Origin of the sequence: Pseudomonas sp. H26/SER47-MNA-CIBAN-0231 (assembly GCF_040310465.1) — a bacterium.
Classification (GTDB): Bacteria; Pseudomonadota; Gammaproteobacteria; order Pseudomonadales; family Pseudomonadaceae; genus Aquipseudomonas; species Aquipseudomonas atacamensis.
This window is the reverse complement of record NZ_JBEOPW010000002.1, coordinates 156,514-169,484: the sequence shown is the minus strand read 5'-3', so window position 1 is coordinate 169,484 and position 12,971 is coordinate 156,514. Positions and strand designations below refer to the sequence as shown.

At 56.4% G+C, this 12,971-nt stretch carries 15 protein-coding genes; 8 read left to right on the top strand and 7 right to left on the bottom strand.

Annotation, left to right across the window (positions count from 1 at the left end; all coding sequences use genetic code 11):
• Positions 1 to 8 precede the first annotated feature (8 nt).
• Positions 9 to 932 (bottom strand): LysR family transcriptional regulator, encoded by a 924-nt coding sequence (locus tag AAEZ10_RS03675; RefSeq protein ID WP_073473947.1) that lies wholly within the window; start codon positions 930 to 932, stop codon positions 9 to 11.
• Between the two features lie 125 nt (positions 933 to 1,057).
• On the opposite strand from AAEZ10_RS03675, the gene AAEZ10_RS03670 reads away from it, so the two are divergent.
• Positions 1,058 to 1,804, top strand: a complete 747-nt coding sequence (locus AAEZ10_RS03670) for a 3-oxoacyl-ACP reductase family protein (protein ID WP_073473945.1) — start codon at positions 1,058 to 1,060, stop codon at positions 1,802 to 1,804.
• A gap of 62 nt (positions 1,805 to 1,866) precedes the next feature.
• On the opposite strand, the gene AAEZ10_RS03665 is transcribed toward AAEZ10_RS03670, so the two are convergent.
• Positions 1,867 to 2,562, bottom strand: coding sequence for an HAD-IA family hydrolase (locus tag AAEZ10_RS03665; protein ID WP_024012290.1), 696 nt, complete (start codon positions 2,560 to 2,562; stop codon positions 1,867 to 1,869).
• A 239-nt stretch (positions 2,563 to 2,801) separates the two neighbouring features.
• Here AAEZ10_RS03665 and AAEZ10_RS03660 point away from each other — a divergent pair, with 239 nt between their 5' ends.
• The 6 genes from AAEZ10_RS03660 to AAEZ10_RS03635 all read left to right on the top strand — a co-directional run bounded on the left by AAEZ10_RS03660 (position 2,802) and on the right by AAEZ10_RS03635 (position 10,255).
• Entirely contained in the window at positions 2,802 to 7,658 is a 4,857-nt protein-coding gene (locus tag AAEZ10_RS03660) for an RHS repeat-associated core domain-containing protein (protein ID WP_350567731.1), read from the top strand.
• Entirely contained in the window at positions 7,655 to 8,041 is a 387-nt protein-coding gene (locus AAEZ10_RS03655) for a hypothetical protein (RefSeq protein WP_073473938.1), read from the top strand. Before AAEZ10_RS03660 ends, AAEZ10_RS03655 begins: the two co-directional genes overlap by 4 nt.
• 137 nt (positions 8,042 to 8,178) lie before the next feature.
• Positions 8,179 to 8,574, top strand: a complete 396-nt coding sequence (locus AAEZ10_RS03650; protein WP_073473936.1) for an Imm50 family immunity protein — start codon at positions 8,179 to 8,181, stop codon at positions 8,572 to 8,574.
• 169 nt (positions 8,575 to 8,743) lie between these two features.
• Positions 8,744 to 9,151, top strand: coding sequence for a DUF6896 domain-containing protein (locus AAEZ10_RS03645; protein WP_073473934.1), 408 nt, complete (start codon positions 8,744 to 8,746; stop codon positions 9,149 to 9,151).
• A 203-nt stretch (positions 9,152 to 9,354) separates the two neighbouring features.
• Complete coding sequence (locus AAEZ10_RS03640) at positions 9,355 to 9,777, top strand: DUF6896 domain-containing protein (protein ID WP_350567726.1); 423 nt, start codon at positions 9,355 to 9,357, stop codon at positions 9,775 to 9,777.
• Between the two features lie 103 nt (positions 9,778 to 9,880).
• Positions 9,881 to 10,255, top strand: coding sequence for a UCP019853 family protein (locus AAEZ10_RS03635; RefSeq protein ID WP_016773806.1), 375 nt, complete (start codon positions 9,881 to 9,883; stop codon positions 10,253 to 10,255).
• Positions 10,256 to 10,324: 69 nt separating this feature from the next.
• Here the strand turns inward: AAEZ10_RS03635 and AAEZ10_RS03630 are convergent, their stop codons facing one another.
• The 4 genes from AAEZ10_RS03630 to AAEZ10_RS03615 all read right to left on the bottom strand — a co-directional run bounded on the left by AAEZ10_RS03630 (position 10,325) and on the right by AAEZ10_RS03615 (position 12,026).
• Complete coding sequence (locus AAEZ10_RS03630) at positions 10,325 to 10,492, bottom strand: hypothetical protein (RefSeq protein ID WP_016773805.1); 168 nt, start codon at positions 10,490 to 10,492, stop codon at positions 10,325 to 10,327.
• A gap of 118 nt (positions 10,493 to 10,610) precedes the next feature.
• Positions 10,611 to 11,030 carry a glycine zipper domain-containing protein gene (locus tag AAEZ10_RS03625; RefSeq protein ID WP_024012287.1) on the bottom strand — a complete coding sequence of 140 codons (420 nt, stop codon included), beginning with the start codon at positions 11,028 to 11,030 and terminating at the stop codon, positions 10,611 to 10,613.
• 135 nt (positions 11,031 to 11,165) lie between these two features.
• A complete protein-coding gene (locus tag AAEZ10_RS03620; protein ID WP_016773803.1) occupies positions 11,166 to 11,537 on the bottom strand; it encodes a hypothetical protein in 372 nt (123 codons plus the stop codon).
• A gap of 300 nt (positions 11,538 to 11,837) precedes the next feature.
• Complete coding sequence (locus AAEZ10_RS03615; RefSeq protein ID WP_024012286.1) at positions 11,838 to 12,026, bottom strand: hypothetical protein; 189 nt, start codon at positions 12,024 to 12,026, stop codon at positions 11,838 to 11,840.
• A 221-nt stretch (positions 12,027 to 12,247) separates the two neighbouring features.
• Between AAEZ10_RS03615 and AAEZ10_RS03610 the strand changes: the two genes are divergently transcribed.
• Positions 12,248 to 12,526 carry a hypothetical protein gene (locus AAEZ10_RS03610; protein ID WP_122747084.1) on the top strand — a complete coding sequence of 93 codons (279 nt, stop codon included), beginning with the start codon at positions 12,248 to 12,250 and terminating at the stop codon, positions 12,524 to 12,526.
• Positions 12,527 to 12,582: 56 nt separating this feature from the next.
• On the opposite strand, the gene AAEZ10_RS03605 is transcribed toward AAEZ10_RS03610, so the two are convergent.
• The gene (locus tag AAEZ10_RS03605; protein WP_016773801.1) at positions 12,583 to 12,903 is read right to left on the bottom strand and encodes a YbjQ family protein; all 321 of its coding nucleotides are present in this window, start codon (positions 12,901 to 12,903) and stop codon (positions 12,583 to 12,585) included.
• Between the last annotated feature and the right edge of the window lie 68 nt (positions 12,904 to 12,971).

Here is a 12,971-nt window from a genome sequence, read left to right as displayed (position 1 = left end):
TGCCTGGCTCAGATAGCACTAAACCGCCGCCCCAGTCCCTGCTCAGCAAACTGTTCAATCACAAAATCCACAAACGCCCGGGTCTTGCCCGGCAACAATTTGTGCTCGGCGTAATAGATCGAAATGTTGCCGTCATCGACAAACCAGTCAGGCAGCACCCGCTGTAACGTCCCTGCCTGAAGATACGGCACCGCAAACGGCATGCTCACCAGCGCAATGCCCAAACCTTGCATCGCGGTTGCACAGGCAGCCTCGGAATCACTCATGGTCATTCGCGCCCGCAATGTCAGCGGACTGTGTTGCTGATCGCGGTGAGTCAGTTGCCAGGAGCGCACGCGTCCGGTCTGCGGTGAGCGAATCAGAATGCCGTCGTGTTGCCTGAGGTCATCGGGATGGCTGATCGGCGCATGTTTTTGCAGATAGTCCTCCGATGCCACCAACACCCGATGCGCCGGTGTCAGCCTGCGCGCAACCACGCCTTGTGGCAGTTCAAAGCCGCCACCAATCGCTGCGTCGAAGCCCTGTCCGATCAGGTCGACCTGGCGGTTATCGAAATGCCAGTCCGGGTTGATCGCCGGATAGCGCCGCAAGAACTCACCGAGCAGCGGCACGATATAGAGACGACCGAACACCGTACCCATGCTGACTTTCAGCGTGCCGGCGGGTTGCCCGCCGGCACTGGCCAGATTGGCCACGGCATTCTGGATGGTGGTCAGGCTGGCGCTGACTTCACTCAAAAACAGCTGCCCCGCTTCGGTCAGGGTCAGGCTGCGTGTACTACGCTGGAACAGCCGCACGCCAAGCCGCGCCTCCAGTTTCGCCACGCTCTTGCCGACCGCCGCCGGGGTCAGGCTCAAGCGTCGCGCGGCTTCGGCGAAGCTGCCGACTTCGGCGCTGCGCACAAAGCATTCGATACTGCTGAACGTTTCCATGATCGCCACTATAAACTTTTGGTTTACACAGACTATAGCAATCATGGTCTACCCGGTTGTCGATGCCACGCCGATACTCGGCACCAACACCAAGGCATTCCGCCTTGAACACTTGGAGATCGAACATGACCACTCAACACCTCAGCGGTAAGGTAGCTCTGATTCAAGGCGGTTCGCGCGGCATCGGCGCGGCCATCGTCAAACGTCTGGCCGCTGAAGGCGCCGCCGTCGCTTTCACTTACGTCAGCTCCGCCGCCAAAGCCGAAGAACTGCAGAACAGCATCACCGGCAACGGCGGCAAAGCCTTGGCGATCAAGGCTGACAGCGCCGATGCCAGCGCGATTCGCCACGCCGTCAGCGCCACCGTCGAAGCGTTTGGACGCCTGGACATTCTGGTCAACAACGCCGGCGTACTGGCCATCGCGCCGCTGGAAGACTTCAAACTCGAGGACTTCGATCAGACCCTGGCCATCAACGTGCGCAGCGTGTTCATTGCGTCCCAGGAAGCGGCGAAACACATGGGCGAAGGCTCGCGGATCATCAACATCGGCAGCACCAACGCCGACCGCATGCCCTTCGGCGGTGGCGGCGTGTACGCGATGAGCAAATCGGCACTGGTCGGCCTGACCAAAGGCCTGGCCCGCGACCTCGGCCCACGAGGCATCACCATCAACAACGTGCAACCTGGCCCGGTCGACACCGACATGAACCCGGCCCATGGCGAATTCGCCGACAGCCTGATCCCGCTGATGGCCGTCGGTCGTTACGGCACCGCCGAAGAAATCGCCAGCTTCGTCGCCTACCTGGCCGGACCGGAAGCCGGTTACATCACCGGTGCCAGCCTGACCATCGACGGTGGTTTCGGCGCCTGACAGACCGGCAAGAAAAAACGCCGCCCTTCTTTATAGCAAGGGCGGCGTTTTTGCGTGGACGGTCAAGCCAGTTCCAGCATCGGTAAGCCAAAGGCGCTGGGCCTGAAGTCTTTCAGCGAGCGGATAATGCCGTCAGCGTGAGCATATTTCTCGTCTGCCATTGCTGCGTCGGGGATGGCGATTGCGGTCATGCCTGCCGCTTTCGCTGCGGTGACGCCAAACGGCGAATCCTCGAACACCAGACAATCCTTGGGCGCAACGCCCAAACGCCGGGCGGCGGTGAGGAAAATATCCGGCGCCGGTTTGGCCGCGCCGACTTCCGGATCGTCCGCCGTGACGATGAAATCGAACAGCGCAAACCACTCACGGTGCAAGGTGGTTTTCTGCCCGAACGACTGGCGCGACGAACTGGTGCCCACCGCGATCGGGATGTTGTGCGCCTTGAGGTGACGCACCAGCGCTTCGGCCCCCGGCATCGCCTGCGCCTTGGGGAAACGCTCGCGCATCAGCGGCTCGCGAATCTGCAGGAATTCTTCCGGAGTGATCGGTAGTTCCAGCGCCTGCACCACGTAATTGGCCAGGTCATTGGCACCGCGACCAATGATGTTTTGTTTGACGCTCCAGTCGAAGGTTTTCCCGTAGCGCCCGGCAATCAGCGAGGTGACCTCGGTGTAAATGCCCTCGGTGTCGAGCAGCAAACCGTCCATATCGAAAATCACGGCCTTGATCGGGCCGAACGTCTTCAGCGGTGCATTCATCATCGGATCCGTTAACAAAGACATCCCGGGCGACAGGCAACGTGCCGCAACGCGGATCTGATTAATGGGTTCAGCAGCATAGCGAGGCCGATGGACATTGAGCAACGGGCAATGCCATCGACGCCTTTTCGCATTTAGCGAAAACTCCTACAGACACTGCCTACTTCCCCGACTTCTTTCCTTTTTGATCCCCCGCAAAGTCCGCGCTCCCGTTTTTTCACATGCGCGAGCGACTGCGAATGTTTCAACCCGATCGGCTCCTGGCCCTGAACAACAGCATCGGACTGCTGGTGGTGGCCGCCCTGAATCCGAAGCAGCCAGATTTCGAAGCGCTGATCGACGAGTTTCGCCTGTGCCTGAAAAACTACGACGCCTGGGCCGAGCAGTTCTGGACCGGGACCGCGCTGGACATCGAGCAGGTGTTCAAGGTTGGCAATGACGTACAACTGAGCGCGCCGATCACCTCGCGCGCACCTGTCAGCTCATCGGTGGTCATGTGTCCGGCCAGCGGTCCGTTGACCTTGGTGCACCTGTTTGAAGCGGCGCGCTTTGTGCCGATCGGCGACACCCCGGTGACCCTCGAACCGCTGCTCAGCGAAGTCGACGGCGTACAGACCTTCGGCGAACCACTGCGCCACACCATCGGCCCGAGCGGGATCCTCGAGGTCACCGATTGCGTGCGGAGCCAGCGCTACCGCGTCACCTTCTTTCCCGATGTTTCTACCGACCATGTCCGCGCCCTGTATGCCTCATATGAAGGCGTCATTGCCGGTCTTGAAGGCTGGCTGCGCGGCGAATGGACGGGCTTCCAACCGCAATGGACGGAGTTTTCCAGCGCCGGCTTTCTTGATCGTTACGGACAGTTGCAACGGGCCGATTGGCGCGGCCTGGAAAAAGCCCTGAATGGCGTCTGGGATGACATTCGGCAACTGTTCGCCCTCCTTGCCGATCTGCAGGAGCACAGCGCAAAGCTCCTGGAATACCTGAGCGAAGCCGAACTTGAGGCGCTGCTGGCGGCTTCCAGCGAGGCGATTGCCAACGCCTTGTTGATGCTCAGCGACGAGCCGTTGCTGTTCATTCATCTGGCTGCGTTCACCAGTTGGCTGAAGATGCTGCCGCCGCAATACCTCGCCGAAGTGGTGGCCGAAGTTCGCACCGAGTTGCTCATCAGTTTCCTGTTGATGCGCGTCGCCGGCGGTGCCGGCGTATCGCTGCGTTTGAGCAGCAAGGTACTGGCGAAAGTCAAGTCGCCACGGGCGCGAGAGTGGCTGGCCGCCTCAGCCTTGCGTCTGGCTGAGCTGACTTCTACAACGGAGCTCAAGCAGCACGCGAGCACGCTGAAGCCGCTGATGTTTCATGCCCGCGAAGTGGAGCTGAAGCCGACGCCATCGATTCCGCTGAACATTCGCCAGGCCGACGCGGTGGTATTGAGCGTGCCGAATCCGGCGCCGCTCGCGCGGGAAAAATCCCAAGGCATGGCGCGCCTTGAGCGCCACGAGCCCCACGACGACGTCCCCGACCAAGCGAAAAACCCCAACGGCGATGCCGCCGATTGCGTGCCCAAAACCTGTACCAACGGCTGCCCGGTGTCGATGGTCACCGGCGAAGAACTGCTGACCCTGACCGACGCGGTGCTCGATGGCGTGCTGCCGTTCGAGTTCACCCGTTTGTACCGCAGCAGCGCGGTCGAGATCGACATCGGCCTGGGGTTCGGCTGGAGCCATACGCTGGCCCATCGCCTGTCCTTCGACGGCGATGGCGTGATCTGGATCGATCATGAGAACCGCCGCACTCGGTTTCCCCTGCCCAATGTCGCGCGCCCGGCGATTCACAACAGCCTGTCGCGGGCGGCGATCTTTCTCGGCGATGAGCCGGAAGAACTGATTCTGGCGTTGGCCGGCGACAGTGCGCGGTTTTACCATTTTCGCGCCGGCCGGCTGACCGCAATCAGCGATGTCTACGGTAATCGTCTGACCCTGCAACGCGATCGCTCCGACCGCATTCAGCGTCTGGACAACGGCGCCGGCCGCGCCCTGCTGTTGCGGTATGACCGCGCGCAACTGGTGGCAGTCGATTACCAAGTCTTTGTTCAGGGCGAGTGGACCACCGAGCAAAACCTCGCCACCTACAGCTTCGATGCGCGGCAACGCCTGCTGGTGGCGACCAACGCGGTCGGCGACAGCGAGCGCTACGACTACGACGATCACCACGTCATCCTCCAGCGCCAGCTGACCGGCGGCGCGAGCTTCTTCTGGGAGTGGCAGCGCGAGGGCAAAGCCGCCCGCTGCGTGCGGCACTGGGCGTCGTTCTCGCAGATGAACACCCGTTACGTCTGGAACGATGACGACGCCAGCGTGACCGTGCATTACGTCGACGGCACCGAAGAAGTCTACGTCCACGACGAACGTGCGCGGCTGGTGCGTCAGGTCGCGGCCGATGGCGGCGAGCAGCTCAAGGCCTATGACCAGCAGGGGCGCTTGATCGCCGAGCAGGATGCGTTGGGCGCGGTTACCGAATACCGCTACGACGAAGTCGGACGGCTGATCGCGCTGATTCCGCCGGACGATGCACCAACGTCCTACGAGTACCGCAACGGTTTTCTCTACAAGCGTTGCCGTGGTGATGCGGTGTGGATTTACCGGCGCAACGCCGAAGGCGCCGTCACCGAAGCGGTCGATCCCGACGGTCAGGTCACCCATTACTACTACAACCTGCGCGGGCAATTGCTGTCGCTGCGTTATCCGGACAGCAGCCGCCACCGCTGGGTGTGGAACGAGCTCGGCCAGCTCATCGAAGAAACCCTGCCCGATGGCGGCGTGCGGCGTTTTTCCTACGATGCGCTGGGACGGCGGATTACCACCCAGGACGAATTCGGTGTTGTCAGTCGTCAGCAGTGGGACGCCGCCGGCCGACTGATCCTGACGACTTCTCCTACGGGCAGCACGCGCGCCTACAGCTACGGCGCCTACGGCCAGATCACCGCCGAACGCGATGAACTGGGGCGCATCACCCGCTATGAATATGACGATGATCTGCACCTGGTCTCGCGGCGCATCAACCCCGACGGCACCCGCGTGCAGTACCGCTACGACCATGCGCGGTTGCTGCTGACCGAGATTGAAAACGAATCGGGCGAAAAGTACCGACTGGATTACACGCCGACCGGATTGATCCGACAGGAAACCGGGTTTGATGGGCGCCGGACTGCGTATGCCTATGACCTCAATGGGCACCTGCTGGAAAAAACCGAGTTTGGTGATTTCGGTCCCAGTCTGGTCACCCGCTACGAGCGCGACGCGGCTGGAAGGTTGCGAGTCAAAACCCTGCCCGATGGGATCAAGGTCCACTACGACTACGACCGCCTCGGACGATTGATCGGTGTCGATGACGGCCAGAACCATCCGCTGGCCTTCGAGTACGACCGTCAGGACCGGCTGATCACCGAGCATCAGGGCTGGGGCACCTTGCGCTACGCCTATGACGCCTGCGGCCAGCTCAAACGCCTGCGCCTGCCGGACAACAGCAAGCTCGATTATCACTACGCCAAGGGCGGTGCGCTGTCGGCCATCGACCTTAATGGCACGCCGCTGACCCGGCATGTGTATCAGTCCGGTCGCGAGCAGCAACGCCAGCAAGGTCTGCTGCTCAGCGAATACTCCTACGACGATCAGGGCCGTTTGCTCGCCCACGCTGTAGGCCATCGCCACGCCTCGCTGTACCGCCGCGATTATGCCTACAGCGCCAACGGCAATCTCGAGCACATTGCCGACAGCCGCCACGGCCAGCGCACCTACGGCTACGACGCCCTCGACCGGTTGATCCGCGTACGTCACTCACGCGACGAACTGCCCGAATCCTTCGCCCACGACCCGGCCGGCAACCTGCTGATGCAGGATCGCCCCGGTCCCGCGCAGATCAAAGGCAACCGCCTGCTGATGCAGGGCGACCGCCATTACGACTACGACGCCTTCGGCAACCTGATCCGCGAACGCCGAGGCCACGGCCAGACCCTGGTCACCGAATACCGCTACGACTGCCAGCACCGCCTGATCGGCCTGACCCGCCCCGACGGCCAGACCGCCACTTATCACTACGACGCCTTCGGCCGGCGCATCCGCAAAACAGTGGATGGCGCCGTCACCGAATTCTTCTGGCAAGGCGAACACCTCGTCGCCGAAAGCAGCGCCACGCAATACCGCAGCTTCCTCTACGAACCCGGCACCTTCCGCCCACTCGCGATGCTCGATGGCAAAGGCCCGAAAAAGGCCTGCCCCTTCTACTACCAACTCGACCACCTCGGCACCCCGCAGGAACTCACCGACTACAGCGGCGAAATCGTCTGGTCCGCGCAATACGACGCCTACGGCAAAGTCGCCGCCGTCACCCTCGCCGGCGAAGACTACCTGGATCAACCGCTGCGTTTTCAGGGGCAGTATTTCGATGTTGAAAGCGGCCTGCATTACAACCGGCATCGGTATTACGACCCGAGATTGGGGCGGTATCTGACACCGGACCCGGTGAAGCTCGCGGGTGGGTTGAATCAGTATCAGTACGTGCCGAATCCGACGGGGTGGGTGGATCCGTTGGGGTTGACGTCCAATTGTCCGCCGCCGAAGAAGCTTGGGTGTGAGGTTCCGGGGGCAAGTGATGGGGTTAAGGTTGATGATGGGGAGCCTGATGCACCAGCGCCTAAGAAAAAACAGGAATATCTGTACCGAGGAGACTCAAGAGACCCGTCCGATGTTTTTGTGAACGGATTCAAAAGCAAGGGAGACAGCGAGGACTTATTCCTCCACTCCATTGATAGCGATTTTCCTCCAAGCGGCTTTATCAGCACCTCCCCCTCTAGAGATGTGGGAAAAGAGTTTGCTACCAGCTTTTTTACAAAAACCGGGTTTCTTTATACTTTGAAGAGAGTCGAGGGCTATGATTTGAAGCAAGAATTAGGAAACCGATACAAATTTTCCCGAGAACAGGAATTCGCCGTTCCAAAAGTCATCAAAAATGAAGATATTCTAGGCGCCACGATAATTATTGATGATGGGCGTGACTTTGGTTACTCCATCCCGAATCCATATAGGAAAATTGACAAATGATTTCGGAGTTCAAAATTATCGTAGAAAAAAAATACGCAATCAAAGATGTAATTCTGATTTGCGACAGCGAGGAAATAAGCATAACCCTAAGCCTGGACGAACTATCGCCAAAAACATACACCGGCAAAAATTTTTATCACTGTTTCGGCTTAATCCGCAAGGACAACCCCCTAGTAACTTTCTTTTGCAAAGGCTCAAAGTTAAATGTTCACCCCTCGAGCTTATCATCACAAATGTCTCTTGGTTTAAAAGCTTATGAATTGACAAATGGAGCAGAACCATCACTGAAAGATGTGGTGTCGATATTTGACTACGAAAATGAAAACCTAACAAACTCACCAGAACTACAAAGAGAATTTTTCTTACAGTGGATGGGGACCTAGGGGCAGAAAGATATATTTTTTTGACGACAGAAATGATAAATGGCGCCCAAGTGAATTTTAAGAAAGACGCAAGCCGAGCCTTAACCAACACTACGTAAAGACGCTTTTTAGGTAGATCGACAGACTAAAAGAAAAATATGAATTACTGGAATGAGATACATGGCAGTAAACTCTTCAACATGGTCTTCAGCCGAAATGTACCTATCGGAGAGATTAAGCTCTTCACTCTAAACATAGACAATAATCTTTCAACACTGACTCTGGCATTTGACATCAGAGAAATTCCAGACACGCCTCCGAAGAAGTGGGAATCCATAGGATACAATGCTTGTCGCATAGGGATAACGTGCAGTGAAGTTACAAGCTTGACGACATCCAATCTCCCCACACGGGAAATACTTCAATTATCCATTAAAAATTTTGAGAGCGGGCACTTGGTTTGCATTGCATCAGAGACTTCCGAGATAAAATTCATTACGTCATCGTTGAGATTAAGAGAACCTAGCGTCTATTTAACAGTGTCACCTGTCTAAAATCACGCACTTAACACTCCACGCGCAGCGCCTGCAAGACCAAAAGCAATATCACCAACGCTAAAGCTATTACCGCCCCAAAGAGCATACCGCAATTTTTAAACAATAAAAAATGCAATCCAGCCAGCCAATTCATCGGACTAGATATTTTGCAAATTAGGAGAAAAGGATGAGTGATCAAACCTTGGATGCCCTGATAAATGACTTTATTGCTATGGTAGAGACAAGCACGCTGATATTTGAAGAAAAATTTGGTACTCGAGACATTCGAAGGCTTTGGCATACCAAGGCGATAAAGCGTCGCGGGAGAGTCACTCGAGGAGTTAAATATGAATTGCACGGCATTGGCTGCCGCATTAATTTATCGACAGGAACTGTAGATTTTGACTATGGGCCTAATGGTGAAATCAATGGGTTTGACATTTGCCGCTTATACTTCTTTGCTTGCGAAAGACCATCTAAATATAGAAAATACTGCGACAAAAAAATAATCGAAAAAGAATTCGCCGAATACATAGACCTAAAAAAAATCAAGAAAATCTCTTTAATTAGCAACTTATATATATGGACCAACTAAAAAGAAACCGAAAAGACCAAAACGCATAAAAAATCACCCTGACTTCGGCATCTACTTGTGAGACAAACACCAAAATTCACAATGTAAAAATCATTAGAAATATTGGAAAAACCATTTTCGAGACAAGAGCGAATGAAACATGTCATCCTAAAAAGACTCGATACCGATCGACTGGATAATAATAGAAAAACATGAGCAACAACATGATACGTCTCGAAGACTTGATCAAAGGCTTCCTCAGCAAAGTTGAAGAAGGAACAACGCTATTACAAGAAAAATTTGGTACTCGAAACATCCTAAGACTTTGGAGGAGCGGCAAAATAGAACGTTGCGGAGAAATCATCGATGGTGTTGAATATGAACTACACGGCATAGGCTGTGCTATTCATTTTCCCACTGACTCAGTGGACTTCGATTACGGTTCGAATAACAGGATCGATGGTTTTGATGAGTGGCGCCTTTACATACACGCCACCGACAGGCCTTTAAGATATAAAAAATACACTAACATGAAATTTCTTGAGCGTGAATTCAAGACCTATATAGATGCAGGCAGAATCAAAAAAATGTCGCCCTCCGATGACCTCTATGTATTAATCGACCCGCATGAAAACTCTGAAAACTAGACTTAGGCACCTACTGACTCAGGCCTTTATGCCAAAGTTCACCTCTTAAAAACCTCACTGTTCATCTCAATCCTCTGAAAGAAAAGAACAGCATGGCTCGCAAATGACTAAGAAATATCCCGCGCATATTGTGAAGATCGACCCAATCATTGAGGAAATGCTACTGCTCAGCATCAACGGTGTGACTGTGAGATGTTTCGCAGGCCACTGCCCGTCAGTCATCGAAGTAGGTGAGACCTACTCAGCCGAGTTCGAAATGGTGCTGCCGGACGAAATTGACATCGCAAAATGTGAAAACAGCGAAACATATGTCGAGATGCTTGACGACGGTTTCTCATGCGAGATCCAGGGGCGCTTAGAAGGCGATACGCTCAAGTCGTTCGTCGAATTTGCGGATCAAGATATCCACTTCGATTTTCCGCACCTCAATGGTCAGTTTGTAAAAATCAGAGCACAAAGAATCGACGTATCATTCTGAGGAACAGATTTTTCTGTAGGGCCTGCTGAGTCAGGCCCTTAAACCATCATTCAACACCTCAACCCCACCTCACTGCTCATCCCCATCCTCCTCATACTCCATATCCGCCTCATCCGCATCATTCAACGGCACCGTCGCATCATCCATCAGCGAGCCGGGATCTTCATTCCCCGGATCATTGATAAACGGCAATCCACTCGGGCCCTTCTCTTCTTTGCCTTCGGTTTCCGGAGTCATGGCGCACCTCTTGAGCGTGTGGGATGTATGACGTTCGAAAAGCCCTGCCGCCAATCGTTCCTCTGCCTGACGGCCACACACGAAAAACCCGGCGCCAGGCCGGGTTTTCGTTGATCAATCAGCGATGTTTATTTTTGTGTTTGTTCTTGTGCTTGTGGCCGCCGGAATGAGATCCGCCGTCGTCGTCGCCAAGATTGTTACCTACCGCGCCGCCTGCTGCGCCGCCCAGGCCTGCGCCAATGGCGGAGCCGGTGGAGCCGCCGAGGCTGTTGCCGACGACCGAGCCGCCTGCCGCGCCAAGGCCGCCGCCGATCGCGGCTTCGGTGCGGTTGCGTTTGTTCGCGCCGACGGCACTACCTGCCGCGCCGCCAACACCTGCGCCGACCGCTGCGCCCGTACTGCCGCCAAGTTGTCCGCCAACCACATTACCCAGCGCACCGCCGAGACCACCGCCTACGGCAGCGGTGCCATCTCCGGCCGCCATCGCGCCCTGCGCCACGACCAAGCCAAAAAACAGTGCAGATAATGACAATCGCATATGAACCTCGCAGTTCCCGAATCGGGACAGTCCGCCCAAGCGGGGCGTATGCAGATTGGAGATGATTTCGCACGAAACGTTCAGCCATGAAAAAGCCCGACATCGAGTCGGGCTTTTTCTGACAGGCCATCAGTCTCAGTGGCGCTTGTGACCTTTGCCCAGGTTGCTGCCGACTGCGCCGCCGGCCGCGCCGCCCAGACCCGCGCCGATGGTGGCGCCGTTGCGGCCGCCCAGGCTGTTGCCGATCACCGAACCACCGGCTGCACCGACACCGCCGCCGATCGCCGCTTTGGTGCGGCTGCCCTTGCGTGCGGCGACTGCGCTGCCCGCTGCGCCCGCGACGCCAGCACCAATGGCAGCACCGGTGCTGCCGCCCATTTTCTGACCGACCACGTTACCCAGCGCGCCACCCAGGCCACCGCCCAGCGCCGCGGTGCCATCACCGGCAGCCATTGCACCTTGAGCAACCAGAAGGCCAAGAACCAGAGCAGGCAGTGTTAAACGCATGACGAAAACCTCAAATAAACGGGATGACGAGAAGGAGCGGGATTTAATGCGCTCGGCACAGGGAAGTCCAGACGCCGGCGACAGCGTCGATTGGACCGCGATCAGGGAAAAGGTTTTATGCCGGGCAAAAAAAAGCCCGCTGGGGAGACGGGCTGGAGACTTGCTTTCTAACGGATGGCTTCACACTACGTTGGCCAACGTGAAAAGTTTGTGAAAAAAAACCGACATTAATGTCAACGCCCGCCCCCTCATTCTTGCGCACATAAAAAACCCCGTTCAATGACGGGGTGCAGGATGAAATCACTTTCTGGTCCTTGCCGTGACCTTGGGCAGGAATTTCGCTTTCGGCCCTTTGGGGGCCGTGGATTTGATTTTGCCGATGCTGACCGGATCCTCGCCAAACCCCGACTGATACTCCGACTGACCGCAGCGCACACAGTTGTTGAATGAAAACTCAGCGCCATCATCTTCGATAAATGGACCTGACATAGACTCTCCCCTACGCAACCGGGCCGACACCGGCAAAACAGTTTTGCCTGAAAAATATCGTCCCTCAGCGCTTTTGAGACTAGCTGGTCACTACTGGACTTGCCGTTCAGAAAGGCTGATCACCGACGAATGGAAAAAAGTGTCGCGAGCGATCATTCGCTAAAGATTTCCATCGAACGGCCGCTGCCCTGACTCCTACCAATGAATCTCAAGGAGAGATCATGCAGATCAATGGATTCCCGAACATGCCAGTCGTAAAACTCACGGACGAGCAGATCGCTGCCGGCAAGGCCGGTGCGGAAAAACTCAAGGAAAAGATCGCCTCGGGTGAAATCACCATCAAATACCCGGACAAACCGCTTCTCCAGCCGGGCGTCGTCTACCATCCCAGCGAGCCAGCGCCATCGGCGCAGCCTGACGGGACACCGCCCCTCGTTGCCATCGATACACCGCTGACCTATGACGCAAGAGGTGCTGTGTCGCTCAAACCTCAAGGCTGATTGACGCGAAAAAAGCCCATTCCTCGTGCGAGTGGGCTTTGCCTTCAACGCAATGATCAACGCAGCTTCACCGCCGTTCCGGTGACAAACACCACGACCATGCCACCCTTGCCTGCCGGCATGCTGATCTCAAAATCCACGCCAACCACCGCGTCAGCCTGCAATGCCCGCGCCCGATCTTTCAATTCATCGGTTGCCTGAATGCGTGCTTCTTTAAGAGCCCGCTCCAACGTCTGCGAGCGCCCGCCAAAGAAGTCGCGCATGCCGGCGAACATATCGCGGATCACGTTGACCCCTTGCACAGACTCGGCGCTGACAATGTCCAGATAGGCCGTGATCTGCCGCCCCTCGACGGAATGAGTGGTGGAAATGATCATGAAAGTCGTCCCTTTACTGCATAAGTGAAGGCAGCGATTGTAACGCGGCACCAGATCTGGCCCGTGCC